The following is a 23,362-nucleotide window of genomic DNA, read 5'->3' on the forward strand; positions in this document are numbered from 1 at the left end:
ATGCGGTGGATTTGCAAACGTCTCATTCAGGGCCCTTTGGGGGCCCTGTGTGTTTTTCTGGCTCTGTTTGGCGTGACATCAGCGGCGGCGCAGCAATTGGGCGTCACGCAGACCGTTGTGCTGACAGTCTCAAGCGATCGCTTGTTCACCGAATCCGAATTTGGCCAGCGGGTGCTGCGCGAGATCGAGCAGGAAGGCACGCTGCTGTCCGAGGAAAACGAACGGATCGTTGCCGAGCTAAGCACTGAAGAAAAGGACCTGACCGAGAAACGTGCCGAATTGGCGCCCGAAGACTTCCGTCCTCTGGCCGAGGCATTTGATCGCAAAGTGCAGTCGCATCGCGAGGGTCAGCGCGCCAAACTGGATGCCCTGGGCCGCATCAGTGAAGAAAGCCGACAAAAGTTCTACGAATTGGCGCGCCCGGTCCTGATCGATCTTATGCGTGAAAACGGGGCGTCCATCATCCTCGAACGCTCCAGCGTGCTGCTCAGTTCGGACACTTCGGACATTACCAGCGCCGCGATTGAGCGTATCGATGCTGCAATCGGTGATGGAACCGGCTTGCAGGACGGGACAGGCGAATAGGTTTGCTTGCCCTTGCGGGCCTGTATTGCTAACCACGCTGAAACTGAGAATGCAAAACGGGACATTTGAGTTATGACCACGGAAACCAAAAGCGCTGACATTCAGCTGATCCAGCGGATTTTGCCGCACCGCTATCCGTTTCTGCTGGTCGATAAGGTGGTCGATATCACCGATTACCACTCGGCCCGTGGCATCAAGAATGTCACCATGAACGAGCCGCATTTCCAGGGCCATTTCCCCGGAACCCCGATCATGCCCGGCGTGACCATTGTCGAGGCGATGGCTCAGACCGCCGGTGTTATGCTGGGTGTTGGCATGGATGTGATCGACACCGAACTGCTGATCTATTTCATGAGCATCGACAAGTGCAAATTCCGTCGCAAGGTTGTTCCGGGTGACGTGCTGGAAATGCATGTCGAGACGATCCGTGGCAAGAAGGGCGGCAAACTGTTCAAGTTCAGCGGTCGGGCAACCGTTGAAGGCGAGGTTGCCGCCGAAGCTGAGTTTTCGGCCTATGTTGACTGGGACATGGAAAAGACAACATGAGCGGCATTCACCCCAGTGCAATCATCGAAGAAGGCGCCCAGATCGGGCAGGACTGCGTCGTTGGGCCGTTCTGCTATGTCGGGGCGCAGGTCCGATTGGGGGACCGGGTCGAGCTGAAGTCACATGTGGTTGTCACCGGCGAAACGTCGGTTGGCGACGACACGGTGATCTTCAATTTCTCGGTCATCGGTGAGATCCCGCAGGACCTGAAGTTCGGCGGTGAGAACACGCGGCTGGAAATCGGTCAGCGCAATCGGATCCGCGAACATGTGACCATCAACACCGGCACCGAAGGCGGCGGCGGTGTGACCCGCATTGGCGATGACTGCTTGCTGATGGCCGGTGTTCACGTGGCTCATGACGTTCAGATCGGCAATCGCGTGATCATGGTAAACCACGCCGGTGCGGCAGGTCATTGCATCATCGAGGATGACGTGATTGTGGGCGGAATCTCGGGCCTGCACCAATGGGTACGTGTGGGTCGCGGTGCCATTATCGGCGCGCTGACCATGGTGCCCAACGACGTGATTCCCTACGGGCTGGTACAGGCACCGCGCGGTGAGTTGGATGGTCTGAACCTGGTGGGCCTCAAGCGTCGCGGCGTGTCGCGCGCTGATATCTCGGCTTTGCGGGCGGCGTTCCGCGAATTGTCGGGCGGCGAGGGCACCTTTCAGGAGCGCGCCCGGCGCGCGGGTGAAGATACCGAAAGCGAATATGTGCGCCGTATTGTCGACTTTGTGACAGGTGACACGGACCGGTCGTTCCTGACCCCAAGGAAGTAACCCCATGCTGGCATTGATTGCGGGAACGGGTGTTTTACCGGAGGAGGTTGCGTCTGCGCTGGCAGAGCGGCCTTTGATCTGTGCAATGGAGGGGTTCGAGCCCGATAACCTGACACCCGATCTGGTGTTTCCGCTGGAACAATTGGGCAGTTTCATCGCCGACCTCAAATCGCGCGGCGTGACCCAAATTTGCATGGCAGGCGCAGTTCGGCGGCCCAAGGTGGATCCCGCGCGCATCGATGCGGCGACGCTGCCTTTGGTGCCGATCCTGCAGCAGGCAATCATGTCTGGCGACGATGGTGCCTTGCGGGCGGTGATCGGCATCTTCGAGGATGCTGGCTTGACCGTTCAAGCCGCGCATGACATTGCGCCCGATTTGCTGCCTCCGCTTGGTTGCCTGACCGAAGCGCAACCGTCCGAGGCTGATCTGGCTGACGCTGAGCGCGCCGCAACTGTTCTGCGCGCAATGGGCAACGCTGATATCGGACAGGCTTGTGCGGTTTCGCAACGGCAGGTGCTGGCCGTCGAAAGCATCTTTGGCACCGCCTGGATGCTGCAATCTCTGACTCAGCGGCCCGATGCTGGCGGCGGTGTGTTGTTCAAAGGCCCCAAACCCGATCAGGATCGTCGGGCCGATTTGCCTGCGATCGGACCCGATACCGTGTCCGGCGCGGTGGCTGCGGGCCTTGCGGGGATCGTCATCGAAAAGGGCGGCGTTCTGGTGCTGCAACGCGAACGCGTGATTGCCGAATGCGACCGTCTGGGGCTGTTCCTTTACGTGCGCGAGCGGGCCTCCTGATGCGTGTTTATCTGGTCGCCGGGGAACCTTCGGGCGACCGGTTGGGCGGCGCGCTGATGGAGGGACTACGGACCCTTGTCCCCGAAATCGAATTCGATGGGGTAGGCGGGCCCCTGATGCAGGCGCAAGGGTTGGAAAGCCGCTTCCCGATGGCCGAACTGAGCGTCATGGGGCTGGTCGAGGTCCTGCCCAAGTTCTTCCACCTCAAACGCCGGATCGCCGAGACTGCGCAAGCGGTGCTTGACACGCAGCCCGATGTGCTGATCACTATCGACAGCCCCGATTTCTCGCTGCGTGTGGCAAAACTGGTGAAGGCGGCCAGCGACATTCGCACCGTGCATTACGTGGCTCCCAGCGTTTGGGCCTGGCGTCCGGGGCGGGCGGACAAGATGGCCAAGGTGATCGATCACGTTCTGGCCCTGCTGCCATTCGAGCCGCCTTATATGGAACGCGCGGGGATGGAGTGCGACTTTGTCGGCCATCCGGTCGCCAGCGAACCAATTGCGACCGAGACGGAAATCCGCGATTTCCGGGCCGCCTATGATCTGGGCGATGCGCCCATTCTTCTGGCCTTGCCGGGCTCGCGCCGGGGCGAGGTGGACCGGCTGGCCCCCGTCTTTGGGAAGGCGCTGGGGCAGTATCTCAGAACCCGACCAGACACGCGCGTCGTGGTGCCCGCCGTGACCCATATGGTTGATACAGTGGCCGAGCATCTGCGCGACTGGCCCGGATCGCCAGTTGTGATCGACCCGCGTGATATGCCCTCGGATCAGGCGGTGGCCCAGAAACGAGCAGCCTTTGCGGCGGCCGATCTATCGCTGGCTGCGTCGGGGACGGTCTCGCTGGAGCTGGCGGCGCAGGCGACACCAATGGTGATTGCTTACAACCTGAACTGGCTAACGACCCTGATCGCCAAACGCATGGTGCAACTGGACACCGTGACTCTGGTCAATCTGGTCTCGGAAACCCGGACGGTTCCCGAATGTCTGCTGGATGACTGCCAACCGGACAAGATCGCCGCTGCGTTGACGCAAGTTGCGGATGCACCGGATGCCCAGCGGCAGGCCATGGAGATCACAATGGAGCGTCTGGGCCGCGGCGGCGAAGCGCCAGGTCTGCGGGCGGCAAGGGCGGTTTTGCAGCGCATGACGGCCGCAGATGGGTGAATACCTGCTCTTTGCGGTGTCCGCCGGGATCGCGATGGTGTCGACCAATCTCGATAATCTGGCGGTGCTGCTGGGGCTGATGCTGGTCATGGATCACAAGCGGGCCGTGGCAGGGTTCGCCATGGCGCAGGCGATTGTGCTGTCGCTGGCTTTCGCGGTGGCCATCGGTGTCAGTCAAAGCGGCCTTCCGGGCTGGATCGGGTATCTGGGGCTGATCCCCTTGGCCTTGGGGCTTCGCGGTATCTGGCAGCAGTTTTCGGGGGCCGAGCGACAGGCGGATGGACCCAAAGGGGCGGTGACTTCGGTTGTGACCCTGTTTCTAAGCCTGTCAGTGGACAGTTTCGCAGTGATGACGCCACTGCTGGCGGATTCGGCCCCGGTTTTCCGGCTGGTCGCCCTGATCGGAGCGATTTGCGCCGCGGTTCTGTTGGCCTCGGTCGCTGCGTGGGGGGCGCCTTACGCACAGAACCTTGGGCCTCGTGTTGCGCGTCTGGATCGGATCGCGCCGTATATCATGGTCTGTGTCGGCCTTTACATCCTGCTCAATTCGCCGACCGACGTGCTTTGATCCGCCGTCTCGGCGTTGTGATCGCCGCGCTGTTGTCGCGGCGATCTGGCCCTGCAATACCCTGCGGCCAAAGGAGATCGCAGATGACCCGCATTCCCCCATTGACCGACGATCAGATGACTCCGCAGGCCCGCGCGGCCCATACCGAGCTGGGTGCATACGGCCCGTTCGACAACTGGGCGCGGGTGGCGGCCCATTGCCCGCCGGTGTTGGAACACGTGAGCGGTATGCTGACCGCATTGCGCGCGCAGGAAACTCTGCCGCGCCGGGCGCTGGAACTGGCGATGGTGACAGTGTCCAAGCTGAATGCCTGCGACTATTGCGTGTCGCATCACGCGCCATTGCTGACGGTTGCCGGGCTTAGCCCCGAAGGCGCGGCGCGGTTGCCCGATGTTGAAGATCACCCCGAACTGGACGCCTGCGACAAGGCGGTCGTGCTCTACGCTCAGGCGGTGACAACCCGTTCAGGCCGGATGCGCGATGCCGAGATTGCGGACCTGCGGGAATGGTTCAGCGATGCGCAGATCGTCGAACTGACCTGGCGCATCGCGCTGTGCGGCGCGTTCAACCGGTTCAACGATGCGCTGCAAATCCAGATCGAACCCGAGGTCGAGCCGGTCTCGGCTTAATACCCGCGCCAGATCCAGCCGCCGCCAAAGATGCGGCTGCCTTCATTGGCATAGAACACGCAGGCCTGACCCGGAGAGATACCTTCTTCGGGTGTCAGCAACTCGACCTCAGCCGTGGTGTCCGACAGGGGGCGGATGATCGCCTCACGCGGGGGACGGGTCGAGCGAACTTTGACCGACAAGTGCCATTCACTGCGTGAGGTGAAGGGTTCATCGCCCAGCCAGTTGATCTCGCGCACGGGAACGGTGCGGGTGGCCAGCATCTCTTTTGGGCCGACAACAACCTGTTTCTTATCCACGTCCAGCTTGACGACATAAAGTGGCTCGCTCAGCCCACCGATGCCAAGACCGCGCCGCTGACCAATGGTGTAGTGAATCACCCCGTCATGCTGCGCCAGAACACGGCCATCGGCGTGCACAATCTCACCCGGTTCCGCAGCACCAGGGCGCAGCTTCTCGATCACGCTGGCATAGTTGCCGTTGGGCACGAAACAGATGTCCTGACTGTCGGGCTTGTCGGCCACTGCCAGCCCATATTGCGCCGCCATTTCGCGCGTTGCGTCTTTGGAGGGCAGGTGGCCCAGCGGGAAGCGCAGGTAATCCAGTTGTTCGGGCGTGGTCGAGAACAGGAAGTAGGACTGGTCGCGGTTTGCATCCTCGGCACTGTGCAATTCCGGGCCGTTCGCGCCCATCTTGCGCTGAATATAGTGACCGGTGGCCATGCAATCAGCTTCCAGATCCTTGGCGGTTTCCAGCAGATCCTTGAATTTCACCCGTTCATTGCAGCGGATACAGGGCACCGGTGTCGCGCCGGCCAGATAGCTGTCGGCGAATTCGTCGATCACCGCGTCCTTGAAGATGTTCTCGTAATCCAGAACGTAATGCGGAAAGCCACGTTCCTCGGCCACGCGGCGCGCGTCGTGGATGTCGATCCCTGCACAGCATGCACCTTTCTTGGCCAGCGCCGCGCCGTAGTCGTACAGCTGCAAGGTCACGCCCACCACGTCATACCCCTGATCGGCCAGATAGGCTGCCACGACGGAGCTGTCGACGCCGCCAGACATGGCAACAACCACCCGCGTTTCCGAGGGAGGTTTGGCAAAGCCAAGCGAATTGAGTTGGGTCTCGGCGGCGAGGGCCATGGCGATTCCAGTCCGGGTTAAGAAAGACCGGCAGAATATAGGAAAATTCTAGACACTCTCAAGGGGCGGTTTCACCCGGCATTAAGTAGGCTGGTGCCAGCTTTGATGCAGCAGGAAAAGGGTTGAAAGATGTATTTGCACAAAGTTGAAGGACCGCGGTCCGTAACCCTGCCGGATGGAACGATTTTGTCCCGCGCCGATCTTCCGCCTTCGGACACGCGGCGCTGGGTGGCCTCGCGCAAGATCGTAGTCGTACGCGGGGTGCTTTATGGGCTGATTACGCTGTCAGAGGCCAAGAAGCGCTATGGCATCAGCGATGAAGAGTTCAACACCTGGGTCGCAGCGGTTGCCGAGCACGGTGTTGAGGCGCTGAAAGTCACCGCCTTAAAAAAATATCGACAACCTAAAGGAGAAAGTGAATAAATGATTCAACGGTAACGTCAGATTAACCATTCTTGGTCAGGTTTAATTTTAATTGGAATATTTGACCCGAATTGGAGCAGTGAAATGAGAATACTTCTTGTCGAGGATGATCCGACCACGTCCAAAAGCATCGAACTGATGCTGACGCATGCAAACCTGAACGTGTATGCGACGGATCTGGGGGAAGAGGGGATCGATCTGGCAAAACTCTACGATTACGATCTTATTTTGCTGGACCTGAACCTGCCGGACATGAACGGGCACGAAGTTTTGCGGCAATTGCGGATCGCGCGGGTGGAAACTCCGATTCTGATCCTGTCCGGTGCCGATGACACTGAAAGCAAAATCAAAGGGTTTGGCTTCGGGGCCGACGATTATCTGACCAAACCGTTCCACCGCGAAGAACTGGTGGCACGTATTCACGCGATCATCCGTCGGTCCAAGGGGCATTCGCAATCGGTGATCCATACAGGTCGCGTTGCGGTAAACCTGGATGCAAAAACGGTCGAAGTGGATGGCAAGACGGTTCATCTGACCGGCAAGGAATACCAGATGCTGGAGCTGTTGAGCCTGCGCAAGGGGACGACTCTGACCAAAGAGATGTTCCTGAATCATCTCTATGGCGGCATGGACGAACCCGAACTGAAAATCATCGACGTTTTCATCTGTAAGCTGCGCAAAAAACTCAGCAACGCGACCGGCGGCGACAATTATATCGAAACCGTTTGGGGCCGTGGCTACGTTCTGCGCGACCCGCAAAGCAACACGGTGGACGAGACCCGTATGGCCGTCGGCGCCTGACACAAGAACACCTGTGCCGCCGGTGGTCCAGGGCGGCACCCGCACTCACGGATCAGCACGTCTGGACCTGGCCATGGCCTCGCCCTATCACTGATGTCCAAGAAGACGTGACAGGGCGAGGCCATGAGCAACTCCATTACACCCGCAGACATGACCGAAGACCAAGCCCGCGCCGAGCTGCAGCGTTTGGCTAAAGCGCTTTTGCGAGCCAACCGGTTGTATCACGCCGAAGATGCGCCCGAGATTTCGGACGCCGAATACGATTCGCTGAGACGCCGCAATGCCGAGATCGAGGCGCATTTCCCGCACCTGAAACGCGCCGACAGCCCCAGCGAACAGGTCGGCGCCCGGGCCGCAGACGGTTTCTCCAAGGTCACCCATGCGATGCGCATGATGTCATTGGGAAATGCCTTTGATGACGAGGACGTAGGCGATTTCGACCGGTCGATCCGAAAATACCTCGGGTTGGCCGCAGGCGCGCCGCTGGCCTTTACGGCGGAACCCAAGATCGACGGTTTGTCACTGTCCTTGCGTTATGAGGACGGTGAATTGGTTCAGGCCGCAACGCGTGGCGATGGAGAGGTGGGCGAGAATGTCACCGCAAACGCCCGCACGGTTTCGGACATCCCGCAAAAGATCAAAGACGCGCCAGCCGTGCTCGAGGTTCGCGGCGAGGTCTATATGTCCCACGCGGATTTCGATGCGCTCAATCAGCGCCAGACGGAGAGCGGAGGGAAGACATTCGCCAACCCCAGAAACGCGGCGGCCGGGTCCTTGCGACAACTGGATGCGGAAATCACCCGAGCGCGCCCGCTACGGTTCTTTGCCTATGCCTGGGGCGAGGTGTCAGAGCCGCTGGCAGATACTCAGATGGGCGCAATTGAACGGCTGAAGGATTTTGGGTTTTCGACCAATGCGTTGACGCGTCTTTGTGATACGACAGAAGATATGCTCGCGCATTACCGCGATATTGAAGCGCAGCGTGCAACCCTTGGATATGACATCGATGGGGTCGTCTACAAAGTGAACGATTTGGCGCTGCAAGCGCGGTTGGGGTTCCGGTCCACGACGCCTCGCTGGGCCATCGCCCATAAATTCCCCGCCGAACTGGCCTGGACCCGGTTGGAAGCGATCGACATTCAGGTCGGGCGCACCGGCGCCCTCAGCCCCGTGGCGCGCCTGCATCCGGTGACAGTGGGCGGCGTCGTCGTGTCGAACGCCACCTTACATAATGAGGATTATATTGCGGGTCGGGACGCCAAAGGCGGGACGATCCGCGACGGCAAGGACATCCGGGTCGGCGATTGGGTTCAGGTCTATCGCGCCGGGGACGTGATCCCCAAAGTGGCCGATGTCGATCTGACCAAACGCCCGGCAGACAGTATCGCGTACGCTTTCCCGCAAGAATGCCCCGAATGCGACAGTGCCGCCATCCGCGAAGATGGTGATGCCGTCCGGCGCTGTACCGGCGGGTTGATTTGTCCTGCGCAAGCGGTTGAAAAACTGAAACACTTCGTATCCCGGAAAGCGTTCGACATCGAAGGCCTGGGGGCCAAACAGATTGAGATGTTTCATGGCGATGAGGTTCTGCCGATCAACACTCCGGCAGATATTTTCACGCTGCAGGCGCGCGACGCAGGCAATCTGGCTTGGCTCAAGAACCGGGATGGATGGGGTGAGACGTCGGCCAGGAACCTGTTCGACGCCATTGACGAAAAACGAACCATCGAACTGGGGCGCTTGCTGTTCGCCCTTGGCATTCGCCATGTCGGAGAGGTTGGCGCGCGCGACTTGGCGCTACACTACCTGACTTGGGAGGCTATGGCGCAGGCGATTGACATGGCCCGCCCGGGCGCACTGGCGCAGCGACGCGCCGATCAGGCCGAAGAGGCCGAGCGCATCGCCGCCACCGAAGAAAACCGTCGGGCCCGCGTGAAAGAAGCACGCGACGCTGCAATCGCAACTTCGGATGTACCCGAGGCCGCTGCCACGGCCTGGTCCGATTTGATTGGCATCGACGGCATCGGCGCAACGCTGGGCCTGTCCCTGTCGGATGCCTTTGCCAATTCGGATGAGCGCCGCGCTTTCGATGACCTGATCCGGCATTTGACGATCATATCACCCGACGCCCCTGCATCGGACAGCCCGGTTGCAGGCAAGACGGTCGTCTTCACCGGAACGCTGGAAAAGATGACCCGCGCCGAGGCCAAGGCGAGGGCTGAGGCTTTGGGTGCCAAAGTCTCAGGCTCGGTCAGCAAAAAAACCGATCTGTTGGTGGCCGGGCCCGGGGCAGGATCCAAGGCCAAGAAAGCCGCAGAACTGGGCATCGAAACGCTGGATGAGGATGGCTGGCTGCAGCTGATCGACGGCGCATGAGCGGACGGCCCGAACAACTTTTCCCGCTGTTTGCCGGGTTGGAAACGCTGGAGGGTGTCGGCCCCAAAACCGCACAGGCCATGATGCAAAGCGGGATCGAAAGCCCGCGCGATGTGCTGTTTGGGCTGCCATATGCCGTGGTTGACCGGCGCAGGCGTGACACGATCCAAGGGGCTGATCTGCCGACAACTCTGACGGTTGAGGTGACTGTTGGCCCGCACCGTCCGCCCCGAAACAAAGGCGGGGCCTATCGAATTCATGTCGAGGACAGTCAGGCCGATTTTCAACTCGTGTTCTTTCACGCGCGGGGCGAATACCTGAAGAAGGTGCTGCCGCATGGATCGCGCCGGGTGATCTCGGGCAAGTTGGAGCTGTTCGACGGGATGGCGCAGATGGTGCATCCCGATCACATGCTGCCGGTTGAGCAGGCCCGGGACATTCCCGAATTCGAACCGGTCTATCACCTGACGCAAGGGGTGACGCAAAAAATGGCCTACAAGGCCGCGCGCAATGCGTTGGCCCGCGCGCCTGAATTGGCCGAATGGATTGATCCGGCTCAATTGGCTCAGAAAAAATGGACAAGCTGGCATGATGCGGTTCACGCCGCCCATCATCCGCAGGGCGCTGATGATGTGGCCGCGTTCTCTCCGGCCCGGGAACGTTTGGCCTATGATGAGCTGTTGGCGCATCAGTTGACCCTGGCTTTGGCGCGGCAGATCGAACGCAAGGCGCGGGGGATCTCCAGTGTCAGCACCGGGGCGTTGCAGTCCAGAGTTCTGCGCAGCCTGCCGTATCGGCCGACCGGGGCGCAAACCCGCGCGATTGAAGAAATCTCGGCCGATATGGCCTCGGACTTGCGGATGAACCGGTTGCTGCAGGGCGATGTGGGAGCGGGGAAGACACTGGTCGCGTTCATGGCGCTTCTGATCGCGGTTGAGGCTGGCGGGCAGGGCGTGATGATGGCCCCGACCGAGATTCTGGCCCGTCAACATCTGGAAGGCCTGCGCCCCTTGTCCGAAGAGGCCGGAGTTGTTCTGGAAATCCTGACCGGACGCGACAAGGGGTCCGCGCGTCGCGCCAAGCTTGAGGCTTTGGCGCGTGGCGATATTCAGATTCTTGTCGGTACCCATGCAGTATTCCAAAGCGACGTGGCATTCAGAAACCTTCGGCTCGCCATCGTTGACGAACAGCACCGGTTCGGAGTGCGTCAACGGATGGAATTGTCTGAGAAAGGGCAGGGCGCCGATGTCTTGGTGATGACGGCGACACCGATCCCCCGCAGCCTGGCGCTGGCGCAATATGGCGACATGGATGTTTCAGTTCTGGACGAAAAGCCGCCCGGGCGAAAGCCGATCAAAACCGCGATTGTCAGCACTGGGCGCATGGATGAGGTCGTCGCCCATCTGCGTCGCGCGATTGATGAGGGGCGACAGTGCTATTGGGTGTGTCCCTTGGTCGACGAATCTGAGGTGTCGGATCTGACCGCGGCCGAAGAACGGTTCAAGCGTCTGCGGGCGGTGTTGGGCGAAGGCATCGTTGGGCTGGTGCATGGTCAGATGCCGCCCGCCGAAAAAGACGCGGCCATGACAGCGTTTCAGAACGGGGACACCAAGGTTCTGGTGGCCACGACGGTCATTGAGGTTGGTGTGAACGTACCCAACGCTACGATCATGGTGATTGAACGGGCCGAGATCTTTGGTCTGGCGCAACTACACCAGCTGCGCGGTCGCGTTGGTCGGGGCGACGCGGATTCGACCTGTTTGCTGATGTATCAAGCGCCGCTCAGCGAAGGCGGGCGCAAGCGGCTGGAAGTGCTGCGCGAGACCGAGGACGGCTTTCGCATCTCGGAAACGGATTTGCAGATGCGCGGCGCGGGCGATCTGATCGGCACGGCGCAAACCGGGTTGCCGAAATTCCGCATTGCCGATCTGGAGCGGCAGGCCGGGTTGATGGCGGTTGCGCAATCCGATGCCCGCGCGTTGTTGAATGCGGACCCGAAACTGACCTCGGACCGGGGCAAAGCCGCGCGTGTTCTACTGTGGCTTATGAAACAGGATCAGGCGATCCGTTTGATTTCAGTGGGTTAGATTATAAATCCCTTAAAGTTCACAAATGTTCTCAAAAAGTTCTTTACCGACTCGGCAAAATATGAGAACAAAAGGTCAACAAAGGATTAAATCCCTGACCGGAGGTGACCCATGCTGACCCAGATCAAGACAGTCTTTACCCGCTCGCAACCGACCATCCTGCAGGATGCGGTGGGTGTGGCTTCCTTGGTCGTTATGCTGATGGTTGCCCTTCACCTTCCGATTGGATTCTAAGCCTTTCTGCCTGCGCTCTCGTGCCGATCAAACCGCGCCTGTCATCCCCAATACGATCAAGGGTGACCTGCCTGTCCCAAACCCCTTGAAGGGGCCATGCCTCGGCCCCGCGCGGTGTCCCGGACCCCAGACGAGAAACGCATTGCCTGCCGCCGCCCTTTCCGCCCGGAAGGTGCGGCGGTTTTTTTATAGCTGGCCGGTTTTCATGATTTCCAACATCGCCGACAGCACCGAATTGACTGCGACCGAGGCCAGAATCATTCCCATCACCCGGCTGATAATCGCAGCACCGGAATGTCCGATCAGGCGAATGATCGGCTCGGCCAGCAACATCAGGACAAAGGCAATCACCAGAACCGACAGCATGACCAGCGCGGTAATGCCCTGATCTGCCGCGCTGTAACGGTTGTTGTCGGTCAGGATCACAATCGCCAGCATCGCGCCCGGTGAGGCGAGGGACGGCACGGCAAGCGGAAAGATGGCCGGGTTATGCGTGTGGGTTTTGTCGTCCTTATCATCCTCGGCGGCGCGTTGTTCCATGTCCTGCTTGCTTTCGCCAAAGATCATGGTCAGCGCGAAAAGGAACAGGATGATCCCGCCGGCCACCTGAAATGAATTCAGGCCGATATCCAGCGCCTCGATCAGCAACTGGCCGAACACCAGGAAAAACAGCAAAACGCCGGCGCTGATCAAGGCGGCCAGAACAGCGGTGCGCCGTCGCGCGGCAGCCTCAAGCCCGGCGGTTACGGCAATGAACACAGGAATCGTCCCGATGGGGTCAATCACGACCCACAATGTCACAAAATGTTCGAGTAAATTGTTCACACCCATCTCTCCGCCAAATTGTGACTGACGTTAGACGGGATTGCCGCAAAACGCTATGATCAGGCGCAGTTGGCCTGTTCAGCTTGCGCAATTGCTTCGGCGGTGGCGTCAAGACACAAAAGGATCGAGGCGTGGCGGTTCTTATAGTCCCGCGCGGGTATCAGCACCTCTAACCCGTCAAAAGGCGCGTCGGGGACCGGCCCGTCTTTTTTCAGCATCGCAGCCAGTTGATCCCGAGCGGTTTCGATCTGCGCCCGCGTGGCACCCAATACCGCGTCTCCGACAACCGAAGCCGATGCCTGACCCAAAGCGCAGGCTTTCACGTCCTGCCCGAAAGCGGCGACTCGGCCATCCTGTACCTTCACGTCAACGGTCACGGTCGAACCGCATAGCGGGGACCGTTTTTTGACCGTCGCATCGGGGTTATCCAGCCGATCCAGATGCGGAATATCCGCCGCGAGCGCCAGAATGCGTCCGGAATAGAGCTTTATCAGATCGTTCTCGCCGCTCATGGCTTTCCCTCGTTGCGTGTTCCCCATACATAGTGACCAGCCCCCGGGATGCAAAAGGTTTTTGTCATGTCTGACCCTGTCGTGTTTGACCCATCGACTTTGAAATATAACGAGGCTGGGTTGATCCCCGCCATCGCGCAGGATCACACATCCGGCGAAGTGCTGATGATGGCCTGGATGAATGCGCAGGCGGTGGAACGCACGTTGGAAACAGGGCGCGTCACCTATTGGTCGCGGTCGCGGCAGTCCTTCTGGATCAAGGGTGAATCTTCGGGACACACTCAGGAACTGGTCGATTTCCGTGTCGATTGTGACAGAGACTGCCTGTTGGTTCTTGTTGATCAGAAAGGTCCCGCTTGTCACACCAACCGACGCAGCTGTTTCTACACGGCCATTCGGGACGGAGATGAGACCGAGTTGATGAAACCGATGGAGTGAATGGCGCAAGCGCCATGCCTTCGGCGAGAGTATTTTAGAAAAGATGAAGCGCGGTCAGAGGCCGACCATGGCGCGGATGTCCTGAGGGGACGCACCTTCGGATCGGTATTTTGAGATCGCGCGCGCGTCGTCGCGTTTTGCCAGACGTTTTCCGTTTTCGTCCCGGACAAGGTCGTGGTGCAGGTATTCAGGCGTCGGCAGGCCCAGAAGGGCTTGTAGCAGCACGTGGATGCGCGTTGCTTCGAACAGGTCCTGGCCGCGGATTACCTTTGTGATGCCTTGGTCGGCATCGTCCAGCACGACGGACAGATGGTAGGATGTGCCCATTCCCCGGCGCGCGAGGACCACATCACCGATACTCTCGGTCAATTCCTCGGGTGTGAAGATGACAGTACCCGTTTCGCCGTTTGGCCCCTGGCCGAATTCCTTAAATTGACCTGCAGCGGGGTTTTTATCAAAGACGTGGCGCGCGGCTTTGGCCATGTCCAGTCGAAGTGCCTCGGTCCTTGGTCGGGGCGATGTTCCACGTGATTGGGTGCGGTTCCGGCAGGTTCCGGGGTAGATCAAACCGTCCGGACCAAGCAGCGGCGCGCCCTCTTGCGGGGCACTCACCGCCGCAGCGATGTCCTTGCGATTGCAAGTGCAGGGATAAAGAAAGCCGCGTTGCCAGAGGCTGTCCAAGGCCGCGTCATAGATGGATTTCCGCTGCGACTGGCGCAGGGTCGGCTCGGGCCAGTCAAGGCCCAGCCAGCGCAGGTCGTTATAGATCTGCTCTTCCCAGTGAGGCCGGGATCGGGATTGGTCGATATCTTCGATCCGCAGCAGGAAAGCACCGCCCTCGGCAGCCGCCATGTCGCTGGCCAGCAGCGCCGAATAGGCGTGACCCAGATGAAGGGGACCCGTCGGAGAAGGCGCGAAGCGCGTGGTAAAAATCACGTTTTTTCTAATACATACACGTCAGATTTCATGTCCAGACCAGGCAAATGCGGGCCATGTTCCCGGAACAGAAGACGCGCAGCCCCCATATCGAGCCAGTCGTTCAATCGTGACGTGTAGCTGTGATCCGCAAGCGTATGATCGTTAAAGGAAAAGGCCAGCTTTCCACCCTTGGGAAGCGCGTGCATGAGCATGTCCAGAGTTTCCGGCGGGGCGGCCCCCGAACCAATCACACCGATAGCCGTGATCGCCGCATAGGTATCCGGGGTCAACGGTGCAGGTTCGGTAATTTCAAAGCTCTTGAGATCCCGGTACACAGCTTTGCCGCGCGCAACTTTCAGCATGTTTTCGGTTGGGTCCATGCCATCGATCACCTCGAACCCGGCTTTTCGAAGCGCCACACCAGACAGGCCGGTACCACAGCCGTAATCCAGAATTGGCGTCAGGGCTTCCGGCATTTTTGACCAGAGCGCCTGGGCCACACGGTCGGGGGTGGCATAGCCTAGCTCGGCCACCTCGGCCTCGTAGGTCGCGGCCCATTTCTGATAGTGGGCTTCGGTTTGTTCGGGTGTTTCCAGATCGTAGGTGCTTTTGAAGAATTCGTCGCTCATAACCGCATGGTAGGCTGATCAACGGCGTCGCGTCCAGTCAGCACGCGGCCAGCCAGTTGGTCCATTCTTCTTTGGCGCGATCTGTGTAGGCTTTGTAACGGTCCTTGCGTCCGCGACGGCCGCCTTTCAGGCCATCGACAGGGCGGAACAAGCCGAAATTCACATTCATGGGCTGAAAGGTCTTTGCCTCGGCCCCGCCGGTGATGTGGTGGATCAAAGCCCCCATGGCACTGTCTTGCGGTACGGTGGGCAGGGTGCGTCCCAAGATTTCGGCGGCAGCCAATCGGCCCGCCAGCAAACCCATCGCGGCGCTTTCGACATACCCCTCGACCCCGGTGATCTGACCGGCAAAGCGGATATTCGGTTTCGATTTCAACCGCATCTGCGCGTCCAGCAAAGTGGGCGAGTTGATAAACGTGTTGCGGTGAATACCGCCCAAACGTGCGAAACTGGCGTTTTCAAGCCCGGGGATCATGCGGAACACCTCGGTCTGTGCGCCGTATTTCATCTTGGTCTGGAAACCTACAATGTTGAACAGCGTGCCCAAGGCATTGTCGCGACGCAATTGCACCACCGCATGAGGTTTCACGTCCGGCTGATGCGGATTGGTCAGGCCGACAGGCTTCATCGGACCGTGGCGCAGGGTTTCGCGACCACGCTCGGACATCACCTCGATCGGCAGACAGCCGTCAAAGTAACCTGCCGTCTCGCCTTCGTGGAACTCGGTCTTGTCGGCGGCCAGCAAGGCATCAATGAAGGCCTCATACTGGTCGCGGTCCATTGGGCAATTCAGATAGGCTGTGCGTTCCTCTTCCGTCTCGCCCTTGTCATAGCGTGACTGCATCCAGGCCTGGCTCATGTCGATGCTGTCAGCATAGACAATGGGGGCAATGGCATCGAAGAAGGCCAGCGAGTCCGCACCGGTTTCGGCCCGGATTGCCTCACCCAAAGTCGGAGAGGTCAGGGGGCCGGTGGCAAAGACCCAATGCCCATCATCGGGAAGGGTCGTGACCTCTTCGTCCGTCACGGTTACACGGGGATGGGCGCGCAGCTTGGCGGTGACATCCTCGGCAAACGGATCGCGGTCGACGGCCAGTGCGCCCCCGGCGGGCAGGCGGTGCGCATCGGCGGTGGTCATGATTAGGCCGTTCGCGGCACGCATTTCCCAATGCAGCAGGCCCACGGCGTTTTGTTCGTCATCGTCGGACCGGAAGGAATTCGAACACACCATCTCGGCCAGATTGCCAGTCTGGTGCGCGAATGTACCGACAGTGGGGCGCATTTCATGGATCACAACATCCACGCCCATCTCGGCGGCTTGCCATGCGGCCTCGGACCCGGCCATGCCGCCGCCCACGATATGCAAAACTTGTGTCATGCGCTGCCACATAGGGCAGGGGGCAGGCAGACGCAACTCAACCCTGTCAGTGGCTTCGAATTTTATGGGAGGGTCTTGGGGTCGCCGCTGCGGGAATGTCAACGCCGGTGAGAGAAACCAGCTTGGAGGGACCTTCCGCCCACGGCGACCCAAAAGTGTACCTGAGGCCTCAGCCTCGTCTCAGCTTTGCCACAGTGTCGCCCTTTTGAAAAGTGCAAAAATGAAAACAGTGGCAAAAAATGTACCTAACAATTGCGTCATTGCGTCCAATTCGGGGGGCGTTTCTCAATAAAGGCGGAAATGCCTTCTTCTGTGTCCCGATGCAGCATATTCTGCGCCATTACCTCTCCGGTATAGGCATAGGCCTGATCCAGCGGCATCTGAAGCTGTTGATAAAACGCCTCTTTTCCGATTTTGACGGCCGTTCCCAGCTTGCTGCCCAATTGCTCGGCCAATGAGATCGTTTCATGCTCCAGCAGCATTTCGGGTACAACACGATTGACCAGACCCAATTCCGCGGCCCGTTCAGCCGAGATGAAATCGCCCGTTGTCAGCATCTCAAACGCATGTTTTCTAGGGATATTGCGGCTGAGCGCGACCATGGGGGTCGAGCAGAACAGCCCGATATTCACACCATTCACGCCAAATCGCGTGCCCTCGGCAGCGACCGCCAGATCGCAGGTTGCCACCAACTGACAGCCCGCAGCCGTGGCGATGCCGTGCACTTGCGCGATAACCGGTTGCGGAAGGGTCTGAATGGACATCATCATTTTGGCACAGCGCGCGAACAGGTCCTGGAAATAGGCCTTGCCGCCATCCTCGGACTGGCGTCCTGCGGTCATCTGTTTCAGGTCGTGCCCGGCACAAAAGGCCTTGCCCGCGCCCGACAGCGTGATCGCTCGAATCGAGCTGTCCTCGCGCAGCGCGTCGAACTCGGATTGAAGGGCCGCCAGCATCTCATCGCTCAGGGCATTCAGCCTGTCAGGTGCGTTCAGTTTCAACTGAGCTACCGCGCCTGTGTTGTTACGTTCCAAAATTGCCATCTTGCCCTCCCGCTGGCTGTTGGTCCAACTCTAGGGCGCGACGTTCAGGAGGGGAAGTATGGGTTTAGCGCTGCAGAAGGACGAACTGTCACAATACCTTCACCAGGTATTTCCGCAGGTGAAACAGGATTTTGTTGTCGAGGACCTGACCGAAGACAGCGTGACCATGCGGATGATGGTGGCCGAGCGTCACTTGCGCCCCGGTGGCACCGTATCTGGCCCGTCCATTTTCAGCCTGGCGGATGTCAGCGTCTATGCGATGGTTTTGGCGCGCAAGGGGCGTCAATCCCTGGCTGTAACCACCAACGGATCACTGGATTTTCTGCGCAAACCGGAAGGCGGCAAGGATCTGATCGCCGAATGCCGGTTGCTGAAACTGGGGCGCAGCCTTGCGGTCGGGGATGTGCTGATCTTCTCGGAAGGGTCGAACAAGCCTGTGGCGCGGGCCAATATGACCTATTCCATCCCGCCCGAAGGCTCGGCTGCGGCGAAATTCGGTTGAAAAAGGGCCGGGGACGAACCCCGGCCTAGGAAGAGGTCCCGTGATGGGACTGGGGATAATTCAAAGCTGCCAGAAATAGCGTTTTACTTCGCGTGTGGCTTGCATGCGGGTCAAACCCACATCTTCAAGCAGCCTGTCATCCAGATAGCTCAGGTTAATACGACTGCGACGACGGCGTTCCCATTGAGTGACCGCCGCCGCAAACCGCACGGCCAGCGCGGCGATCAGCGGCAGCCGAGGGCTGTCGTTCAGCAGCAAGAGGGCGGGGTTGTGCATTGTGCGTGTCATCTCAGTATTCCTTTCAAATTGTATTGACACAAAGCATTGTTGTTCGGTACAGTTGCTTGATACATTCGATATTGTGTCAAATGCAAAGGAAGAATTGTAATGGATACAATTTGGCCAGAAGCACTGCCGAAATCCAAGGGGCCAAAATATACTCTGGTCGCCGACACAATACGAAAAGCCATCGAAAGCAAAACGTTAGACATCGGAACCAAGCTGCCGCCGGTGCGCGAGCTGGCGTATCGATTGAAAATCACTCCGGGCACAGTTGCGCGGGCTTATACGATTTTGACGGACGAAGGCTTGCTACAAGCCGAGGTTGGGCGTGGTACATTCGTGGCCCCGCCAAAGTCACCGATTCTGGACGATGTCTGGGCACGGCAGCTGCATCTGCGGGACGACAAGTACAATGCCAATGTCAGCCTGTTCAGCCCGCGTTTGGCTGATGCCGGACAGGTGGCGTTGATCCGGGAGTGTCTGCAAAAGGTCTCGCAAGCCGATCCGGGGCTGTTTTTGAATTATCCAACGCGCGATGCCTATCAACCGATGCGTCAGGCGGTTGTCGATTGGCTGTCGGACTTGCCCCTGGGCGCCGTCTCGCATGACGACATCGTGCTGACTCATGGCGGCCAGAACGGGCTGTGCCTTGTGTTCCAGACAATCCTGCGCGGCCCAAAGCCGACTGTTTTGGTCGAAGACCTGTCCTATGCCGGGTTCCGACGGGCCGGAGAGCTGATGCGGGCCGAGGTCATTGGTGTGAAAATGGACAAATGGGGCATCGACCCGCAAGCGATGGAGCATGTGCTGCGGCAGAACCAGGCACAGGCTGTTTGCGTCTCGCCCGAAGTGCAAAACCCAACCGGCGCACATACGCCATTGGAGCGGCGCAAAGAGGTTGTCGAAGTGGCCCGCCGTTTCGATCTGCAAATCGTCGAGGACGATTGTTATCGTATGGGCGACGCCCGCGAACCCAGCTATCGCGCTTTGGCACCGGAACGGGGTTGGCATGTCTCGTCAATCTCGAAAACCCTGACCCCGGCCTTGCGGGTCGGGTTTGCCATTGCTCCGAAGGAACGCAGCGTAGATCTGCGACGCTCGGCCGAATACGGGTATTTCGGTCTGGCCCAGCCGCTGGCGGAACTTACCCGGTTGATACTTTCCGATCCCCGCACTCGTCAGATCGCGCAGGACGTACGGTCCCGTATGGGCGAATATGTGCGGGTAACGGTGAATGCGTTGGGGGGCTTTGACCTCAACTGGGCACCGGATGTGCCCTTTGTCTGGCTGAACCTGCCATCCGGCTGGCGCGCCGCCGCGTTCAGCCGCGCGGCTGAGCGGGAAGGGATACAGTTGCGATCCGCGGATGAGTTCGCCCTGCGTGACGGGCGCGCGCCGAACGCTGTGCGTATCGCAATGAACGGTCACGTCTCATTGCAACGGTTCGAGGATGCCATGCTGCGGCTGCGGGCACTGCTGGACAATCCGCCTGAACAAATCAGCGTCTAAGCGGTTACAACTCGTCCAGGTAATCCTCGGCCAGATCGGCGATTTCCTTTTGCTTGTCGGTGCCATTGATGACCCGTCGCGCCTCAAGGAAATCGGTCTTACCTTTCGAGACATAATCTTCCAGCTTTCGCCCCGTGAATGTGCCGATCTTCATGCCGTGGGCGATGGTGAACAGGGACGCGTCGTGCCGAAGGGCCAGATCGGGATCACCGACCAGATCAAGCCCCAGAATGCTGGAATACACCTTGTAGTTATTCTCCCACGTCAGTTGCACATAGCCGCGTCCGTAATAGGGATAGTAGCGAAAGTTGTCCCTCCGCCACTTTTCGCTGAGCCAGTAGGCTTCCTTTACCGGTTCGAAAGTGTGCCCGGTTTCCCACTGCGCGGTTGCAAGGCCGTAGGCGATCTGGGTCTTAAATCCCAAACCGATAAAGCGGAACATGGCGGCGATGCTGTCTTTGACGTCATCTTTGCTGTCGGCGGGCATTGCGAAAATTGTGCGCAGCCGCTTGGCCTTTTTCTTCAGGTGATCGATCACAGCATCAGAGACAACCGAGGGATGGCCATTTCCGATGTCCTGCACCAGTTCGGCAAAGGCGTTTCGGGTTTTGGGTCCGATCAACCCATCTGCTTCGCCAAGGGGGTGGGCGCAGATGGCCAACCCTCTTTGAACGGCGGCCAGTCGGGTTTTGTTCAGGTCATCCAGTCGTGTACCCGGATCGATTTTGTCTAACGCGGACAGGTCCAGCATGTTCCCCTCCTGAAATATGTGCTTGCGATGCAATCGCGTTTTGGAAACTGTCAGAAATTGAAAAATAGGGCAGCAGGATACTGCGCGAGGTGGAATTAAGATGGGGTAAAATAATACCTATTTTTTAACACTTTGTAATTACGTCATAAAATAAGGTTTTCGGTTGTTGACGCGGCATTCCCGCGCGACTAAAACCCGTCCATCGAATTCGGGCCGCTCCGCTGGGGCGGTCTTTCACATCAAACAGGACTATCCTGCCATGAAAACCTTTTCTGCAACACCTGCAGACATCGACAAGAAATGGATCCTGATCGACGCCGAGGGCGTTGTTCTGGGCCGTCTTGCCTCGATCGTCGCCATGCGCCTGCGTGGCAAGCACAAAGCGTCGTTCACCCCGAACATGGACATGGGCGACAATGTCATCGTGATCAACGCTGACAAAATCCAGATGACCGGCAAGAAGCGCGAAGAGAACTTCTACTGGCACACTGGCCACCCGGGCGGCATCAAGTCGCGCACCAAACAGCAGATCCTGGAAGGTGCACACCCCGAGCGCGTTGTGACCCAGGCGGTCAAGCGCATGCTGCCGGGCAACCGTCTGGCGCGCCAGCAGATGACCAACCTGCGCGTTTATGCCGGTGCCGAGCACCCTCATGAGGCGCAAGCGCCCGAAGTTCTGGACGTCAAGTCCATGAACAAGAAAAACACCCGGAGCTAATGACCGATGGCTGATCAGATCAATACTCTCGAAGAGCTGAGCGCCGTCGCAGGCGTCGAAACCGTAGTCGAAGAAGTCATCGCACGTGAACCCGTGCGTGACGAACTGGGCCGTTCGTATGCCACCGGCAAGCGTAAAGACGCTGTTGCCCGCGTTTGGATCAAGCCGGGTTCCGGCAAGGTCACCGTGAACGGCAAAGACCAGGACAAGTACTTCGCGCGTCCCGTTCTGCAGCTGATCCTGCGCCAGCCGTTCCAGGTTGCCGGCGTGGAAGGTGAGTTTGACGTTGTTGCAACCGTCAAAGGCGGTGGCCTGACCGGTCAGGCCGGTGCGGTCAAGCACGGCATCTCGAAAGCGCTGCAACTGTACGATCCGTCGCTGCGCGGCGCTCTGAAAGCCGCTGGCTTCCTGACCCGCGACAGCCGCGTTGTGGAACGTAAGAAATACGGTAAGCGCAAAGCGCGTCGTTCGTTCCAGTTCTCGAAGCGTTAATCGCTGCGGAATACGACATTCGAAGGGCTCGCATTTGCGAGCCCTTTTTCTTTGCGATTACTCTTCGTAGACCAGTTTCCACGCCCCGTTTTCGACCACGTTCACAAAGACCGTGTCCGCGCCCTGATGGTCATCCGGGCCGTAGGTGATGTGGTTACCGACCAGTTCGTCGGTGTAGTCCAGCGACTCCATTGCCGCGATAAAGCTTTCATGGGTCAGGTCCGGACCGGCGGCCTCTAGCGCCTTGACCATCATTTCCGCAGCGGAATAGCCCAGCATCGCAAAGCCAACCGGATCTTCACCCGTTGCGGCCTTGTATTCCTCGATAAACGCAGCCGGCGCAGGTTCGTCGGCGCGTGCCCAAAGATCCTTCCACGACGCCGCCGCGTAGAAACCGTCGGTCACACCGCCCGGCACCTGCGCGACAACGGTCAGGAAACTGGCCGAGGTGCCCAGGAATTTCATGTCGGTCAGGCCCATTTTCTTGGCGGTCCCAACGACCGTGATCGCCTGCCGCACGCCAAGCGCCATGGTGACGATGTCGCAGCCTTCTTCCTTGAGTTTGCTTAGCGAGCCGACAAAGTCCGTCTCATCAGGCTTGTGGGTGGTTTCGGCGACAAAGGAAATCCCGGCCTCTTCAGCTCCGGCTTTGCTGCCTTCCAGAATTTCCTCTCCAAAATCGGTGGGAAGATACATGGTGCAGACAGATTGTGATCCAAACTCACCGTTGAGGTATTTCACGCCAACCCGGGCCTGATCATAATAGGTCGAGAAGGATGTGAACTTGTTGTCCATCGGTTCCTGCAGCATCTGCCGCGCGGCGGTCAGAGGGGCAACGTTTGGAATACCCTTTGGATCCAGCAGCTTGAACCCGGCCAGGTTCATCGGTGTGCCCAGCGATTGCAGCATGGCAAACACCTTGTCGCGGTTCAGCAGCTTGTTATAGCCCTGCATCGCGCGCGGCATCTGATAGCCATTGTCCTCGACCACATAGCGGATCGTGCGACCATGCACGCCACCTGCCGCGTTCACCCGATCAAAGACCACATTCGCGCCTTTGGTGGCCGGAACACCCACGGCGGCGAAAATACCGCTCAGATCATTGACCGAGCCGATCACGATCTCATCGTCGGTGACCCCTTGCGTTTGCGCCCAACCCATCGTTGCCGCTGCAGTCAGCGCCGCAGCAAGAGTTAGCCGGTTTCTCAGCTTGCTCATCTTTCTCCT

26 protein-coding genes and 1 pseudogene are annotated in these 23,362 nt (G+C 59.2%); 17 read left to right on the forward strand and 10 right to left on the reverse strand.

Features of this window, described 5'->3' with window-relative positions:
* From ACR0LW_RS01735 to ACR0LW_RS01765, 7 genes are all read left to right on the forward strand, one after another.
* A complete protein-coding gene (locus ACR0LW_RS01735) occupies window positions 1-585 on the forward strand; it encodes an OmpH/Skp family outer membrane protein (protein WP_480780573.1) in 585 nt (194 codons plus the stop codon).
* 72 nt (window positions 586-657) lie between these two features.
* Entirely contained in the window at window positions 658-1,131 is a 474-nt protein-coding gene (gene fabZ, locus ACR0LW_RS01740; RefSeq protein ID WP_170450786.1) for a 3-hydroxyacyl-ACP dehydratase FabZ, read from the forward strand.
* Window positions 1,128-1,913, forward strand: coding sequence for an acyl-ACP--UDP-N-acetylglucosamine O-acyltransferase (gene lpxA / locus ACR0LW_RS01745; protein WP_170518503.1), 786 nt, complete (start codon window positions 1,128-1,130; stop codon window positions 1,911-1,913). Before fabZ ends, lpxA begins: the two co-directional genes overlap by 4 nt.
* 4 nt (window positions 1,914-1,917) lie before the next feature.
* Window positions 1,918-2,712 carry an LpxI family protein gene (locus ACR0LW_RS01750; protein ID WP_480581247.1) on the forward strand — a complete coding sequence of 265 codons (795 nt, stop codon included), beginning with the start codon at window positions 1,918-1,920 and terminating at the stop codon, window positions 2,710-2,712.
* Window positions 2,712-3,878 carry a lipid-A-disaccharide synthase gene (lpxB, locus tag ACR0LW_RS01755; protein WP_480881424.1) on the forward strand — a complete coding sequence of 389 codons (1,167 nt, stop codon included), beginning with the start codon at window positions 2,712-2,714 and terminating at the stop codon, window positions 3,876-3,878. Before ACR0LW_RS01750 ends, lpxB begins: the two co-directional genes overlap by 1 nt.
* Window positions 3,871-4,446, forward strand: a complete 576-nt coding sequence (locus ACR0LW_RS01760; RefSeq protein WP_480708177.1) for a hypothetical protein — start codon at window positions 3,871-3,873, stop codon at window positions 4,444-4,446. Before lpxB ends, ACR0LW_RS01760 begins: the two co-directional genes overlap by 8 nt.
* 83 nt (window positions 4,447-4,529) lie before the next feature.
* Window positions 4,530-5,075, forward strand: a complete 546-nt coding sequence (locus ACR0LW_RS01765; RefSeq protein WP_170621786.1) for a carboxymuconolactone decarboxylase family protein — start codon at window positions 4,530-4,532, stop codon at window positions 5,073-5,075.
* Here ACR0LW_RS01765 and mnmA read toward each other — a convergent pair.
* Window positions 5,072-6,217 carry a tRNA 2-thiouridine(34) synthase MnmA gene (mnmA, locus tag ACR0LW_RS01770; RefSeq protein WP_480881425.1) on the reverse strand — a complete coding sequence of 382 codons (1,146 nt, stop codon included), beginning with the start codon at window positions 6,215-6,217 and terminating at the stop codon, window positions 5,072-5,074. The genes ACR0LW_RS01765 and mnmA overlap by 4 nt on opposite strands.
* Before the next feature lie 129 nt (window positions 6,218-6,346).
* Here mnmA and sciP point away from each other — a divergent pair, with 129 nt between their 5' ends.
* From sciP to ACR0LW_RS01795, 5 genes are all read left to right on the forward strand, one after another.
* Window positions 6,347-6,640, forward strand: a complete 294-nt coding sequence (sciP, locus tag ACR0LW_RS01775; RefSeq protein ID WP_170450771.1) for a CtrA inhibitor SciP — start codon at window positions 6,347-6,349, stop codon at window positions 6,638-6,640.
* A gap of 84 nt (window positions 6,641-6,724) precedes the next feature.
* Window positions 6,725-7,441, forward strand: a complete 717-nt coding sequence (ctrA, locus tag ACR0LW_RS01780) for a response regulator transcription factor CtrA (protein WP_170450769.1) — start codon at window positions 6,725-6,727, stop codon at window positions 7,439-7,441.
* Between the two features lie 123 nt (window positions 7,442-7,564).
* On the forward strand, window positions 7,565-9,817 hold the full coding sequence (gene ligA, locus ACR0LW_RS01785) for an NAD-dependent DNA ligase LigA (protein ID WP_480881426.1): 2,253 nt from the start codon (window positions 7,565-7,567) through the stop codon (window positions 9,815-9,817).
* Complete coding sequence (recG, locus tag ACR0LW_RS01790) at window positions 9,814-11,904, forward strand: ATP-dependent DNA helicase RecG (RefSeq protein ID WP_480881427.1); 2,091 nt, start codon at window positions 9,814-9,816, stop codon at window positions 11,902-11,904. Before ligA ends, recG begins: the two co-directional genes overlap by 4 nt.
* 111 nt (window positions 11,905-12,015) lie before the next feature.
* Window positions 12,016-12,138: a hypothetical protein gene (locus tag ACR0LW_RS01795; protein ID WP_480581227.1), complete on the forward strand. Its 123-nt coding sequence runs from the start codon at window positions 12,016-12,018 to the stop codon at window positions 12,136-12,138.
* Window positions 12,139-12,324: 186 nt separating this feature from the next.
* Here the strand turns inward: ACR0LW_RS01795 and ACR0LW_RS01800 are convergent, their stop codons facing one another.
* Complete coding sequence (locus tag ACR0LW_RS01800; RefSeq protein ID WP_170450764.1) at window positions 12,325-12,963, reverse strand: MarC family protein; 639 nt, start codon at window positions 12,961-12,963, stop codon at window positions 12,325-12,327.
* Between the two features lie 59 nt (window positions 12,964-13,022).
* Window positions 13,023-13,475, reverse strand: a complete 453-nt coding sequence (locus ACR0LW_RS01805) for an iron-sulfur cluster assembly scaffold protein (protein WP_170450762.1) — start codon at window positions 13,473-13,475, stop codon at window positions 13,023-13,025.
* A gap of 48 nt (window positions 13,476-13,523) precedes the next feature.
* Here ACR0LW_RS01805 and hisI point away from each other — a divergent pair, with 48 nt between their 5' ends.
* On the forward strand, window positions 13,524-13,913 hold the full coding sequence (hisI, locus tag ACR0LW_RS01810; RefSeq protein WP_170450760.1) for a phosphoribosyl-AMP cyclohydrolase: 390 nt from the start codon (window positions 13,524-13,526) through the stop codon (window positions 13,911-13,913).
* Window positions 13,914-13,967: 54 nt separating this feature from the next.
* On the opposite strand, the gene gluQRS is transcribed toward hisI, so the two are convergent.
* The 4 genes and pseudogenes from gluQRS to ACR0LW_RS01830 form a co-directional block, all read right to left on the reverse strand.
* Complete coding sequence (gluQRS, locus tag ACR0LW_RS01815; RefSeq protein ID WP_480881428.1) at window positions 13,968-14,849, reverse strand: tRNA glutamyl-Q(34) synthetase GluQRS; 882 nt, start codon at window positions 14,847-14,849, stop codon at window positions 13,968-13,970.
* Window positions 14,846-15,460, reverse strand: a complete 615-nt coding sequence (locus ACR0LW_RS01820) for a class I SAM-dependent DNA methyltransferase (protein ID WP_480881429.1) — start codon at window positions 15,458-15,460, stop codon at window positions 14,846-14,848. The genes gluQRS and ACR0LW_RS01820 overlap by 4 nt, the downstream gene beginning before the upstream one ends.
* A gap of 37 nt (window positions 15,461-15,497) precedes the next feature.
* Window positions 15,498-16,838 (reverse strand): methylenetetrahydrofolate--tRNA-(uracil(54)-C(5))-methyltransferase (FADH(2)-oxidizing) TrmFO, encoded by a 1,341-nt coding sequence (gene trmFO, locus ACR0LW_RS01825; RefSeq protein WP_480881430.1) that lies wholly within the window; start codon window positions 16,836-16,838, stop codon window positions 15,498-15,500.
* A gap of 257 nt (window positions 16,839-17,095) precedes the next feature.
* Window positions 17,096-17,890, reverse strand: a pseudogene (locus tag ACR0LW_RS01830) (enoyl-CoA hydratase); the annotation flags it as partial.
* 49 nt (window positions 17,891-17,939) lie between these two features.
* Here ACR0LW_RS01830 and ACR0LW_RS01835 point away from each other — a divergent pair.
* Window positions 17,940-18,383, forward strand: coding sequence for a PaaI family thioesterase (locus tag ACR0LW_RS01835; protein ID WP_170450751.1), 444 nt, complete (start codon window positions 17,940-17,942; stop codon window positions 18,381-18,383).
* Between the two features lie 60 nt (window positions 18,384-18,443).
* Here ACR0LW_RS01835 and ACR0LW_RS01840 read toward each other — a convergent pair whose 3' ends face one another.
* Window positions 18,444-18,671, reverse strand: a complete 228-nt coding sequence (locus tag ACR0LW_RS01840; RefSeq protein WP_170450749.1) for a YjiS-like domain-containing protein — start codon at window positions 18,669-18,671, stop codon at window positions 18,444-18,446.
* 99 nt (window positions 18,672-18,770) lie between these two features.
* On the opposite strand from ACR0LW_RS01840, the gene ACR0LW_RS01845 reads away from it, so the two are divergent.
* On the forward strand, window positions 18,771-20,174 hold the full coding sequence (locus ACR0LW_RS01845; protein ID WP_170518538.1) for an aminotransferase-like domain-containing protein: 1,404 nt from the start codon (window positions 18,771-18,773) through the stop codon (window positions 20,172-20,174).
* Window positions 20,175-20,178: 4 nt separating this feature from the next.
* Here ACR0LW_RS01845 and ACR0LW_RS01850 read toward each other — a convergent pair whose 3' ends face one another.
* Window positions 20,179-20,925 (reverse strand): glycoside hydrolase family 19 protein, encoded by a 747-nt coding sequence (locus tag ACR0LW_RS01850; protein WP_480881431.1) that lies wholly within the window; start codon window positions 20,923-20,925, stop codon window positions 20,179-20,181.
* Window positions 20,926-21,184: 259 nt separating this feature from the next.
* On the opposite strand from ACR0LW_RS01850, the gene rplM reads away from it, so the two are divergent.
* Together rplM and rpsI are read left to right on the forward strand one after the other, a co-directional pair.
* On the forward strand, window positions 21,185-21,643 hold the full coding sequence (rplM, locus tag ACR0LW_RS01855; RefSeq protein WP_039536983.1) for a 50S ribosomal protein L13: 459 nt from the start codon (window positions 21,185-21,187) through the stop codon (window positions 21,641-21,643).
* A 6-nt stretch (window positions 21,644-21,649) separates the two neighbouring features.
* Entirely contained in the window at window positions 21,650-22,135 is a 486-nt protein-coding gene (gene rpsI / locus ACR0LW_RS01860; RefSeq protein WP_170518545.1) for a 30S ribosomal protein S9, read from the forward strand.
* Window positions 22,136-22,192: 57 nt separating this feature from the next.
* On the opposite strand, the gene ACR0LW_RS01865 is transcribed toward rpsI, so the two are convergent.
* A complete protein-coding gene (locus ACR0LW_RS01865) occupies window positions 22,193-23,353 on the reverse strand; it encodes an ABC transporter substrate-binding protein (protein ID WP_480881432.1) in 1,161 nt (386 codons plus the stop codon).
* Window positions 23,354-23,362 lie beyond the last annotated feature (9 nt).

It is taken from the genome of Ruegeria sp. N4, assembly GCF_056531425.1.

Coding starts and splice junctions, on each gene's coding strand:
- ACR0LW_RS01835 (WP_170450751.1), top strand. CDS start 17,940: ATGGGTTTAGCGCTGCAGAAGGACGAACTGTCACAATACCTTCACCAG.
- ligA (WP_480881426.1), top strand. CDS start 7,565: ATGAGCAACTCCATTACACCCGCAGACATGACCGAAGACCAAGCCCGC.
- ACR0LW_RS01865 (WP_480881432.1), bottom strand. CDS start 23,353: ATGAGCAAGCTGAGAAACCGGCTAACTCTTGCTGCGGCGCTGACTGCA.
- mnmA (WP_480881425.1), bottom strand. CDS start 6,217: ATGGCCCTCGCCGCCGAGACCCAACTCAATTCGCTTGGCTTTGCCAAA.
- recG (WP_480881427.1), top strand. CDS start 9,814: ATGAGCGGACGGCCCGAACAACTTTTCCCGCTGTTTGCCGGGTTGGAA.
- ctrA (WP_170450769.1), top strand. CDS start 6,725: ATGAGAATACTTCTTGTCGAGGATGATCCGACCACGTCCAAAAGCATC.
- hisI (WP_170450760.1), top strand. CDS start 13,524: ATGCAAAAGGTTTTTGTCATGTCTGACCCTGTCGTGTTTGACCCATCG.
- rpsI (WP_170518545.1), top strand. CDS start 21,650: ATGGCTGATCAGATCAATACTCTCGAAGAGCTGAGCGCCGTCGCAGGC.
- fabZ (WP_170450786.1), top strand. CDS start 658: ATGACCACGGAAACCAAAAGCGCTGACATTCAGCTGATCCAGCGGATT.
- ACR0LW_RS01850 (WP_480881431.1), bottom strand. CDS start 20,925: ATGCTGGACCTGTCCGCGTTAGACAAAATCGATCCGGGTACACGACTG.
- lpxA (WP_170518503.1), top strand. CDS start 1,128: ATGAGCGGCATTCACCCCAGTGCAATCATCGAAGAAGGCGCCCAGATC.
- lpxB (WP_480881424.1), top strand. CDS start 2,712: ATGCGTGTTTATCTGGTCGCCGGGGAACCTTCGGGCGACCGGTTGGGC.
- ACR0LW_RS01805 (WP_170450762.1), bottom strand. CDS start 13,475: ATGAGCGGCGAGAACGATCTGATAAAGCTCTATTCCGGACGCATTCTG.
- ACR0LW_RS01840 (WP_170450749.1), bottom strand. CDS start 18,671: ATGACACGCACAATGCACAACCCCGCCCTCTTGCTGCTGAACGACAGC.
- ACR0LW_RS01820 (WP_480881429.1), bottom strand. CDS start 15,460: ATGAGCGACGAATTCTTCAAAAGCACCTACGATCTGGAAACACCCGAA.
- ACR0LW_RS01795 (WP_480581227.1), top strand. CDS start 12,016: ATGCTGACCCAGATCAAGACAGTCTTTACCCGCTCGCAACCGACCATC.
- sciP (WP_170450771.1), top strand. CDS start 6,347: ATGTATTTGCACAAAGTTGAAGGACCGCGGTCCGTAACCCTGCCGGAT.
- ACR0LW_RS01735 (WP_480780573.1), top strand. CDS start 1: ATGCGGTGGATTTGCAAACGTCTCATTCAGGGCCCTTTGGGGGCCCTG.
- rplM (WP_039536983.1), top strand. CDS start 21,185: ATGAAAACCTTTTCTGCAACACCTGCAGACATCGACAAGAAATGGATC.
- trmFO (WP_480881430.1), bottom strand. CDS start 16,838: ATGACACAAGTTTTGCATATCGTGGGCGGCGGCATGGCCGGGTCCGAG.
- ACR0LW_RS01845 (WP_170518538.1), top strand. CDS start 18,771: ATGGATACAATTTGGCCAGAAGCACTGCCGAAATCCAAGGGGCCAAAA.
- ACR0LW_RS01750 (WP_480581247.1), top strand. CDS start 1,918: ATGCTGGCATTGATTGCGGGAACGGGTGTTTTACCGGAGGAGGTTGCG.
- ACR0LW_RS01765 (WP_170621786.1), top strand. CDS start 4,530: ATGACCCGCATTCCCCCATTGACCGACGATCAGATGACTCCGCAGGCC.
- ACR0LW_RS01760 (WP_480708177.1), top strand. CDS start 3,871: ATGGGTGAATACCTGCTCTTTGCGGTGTCCGCCGGGATCGCGATGGTG.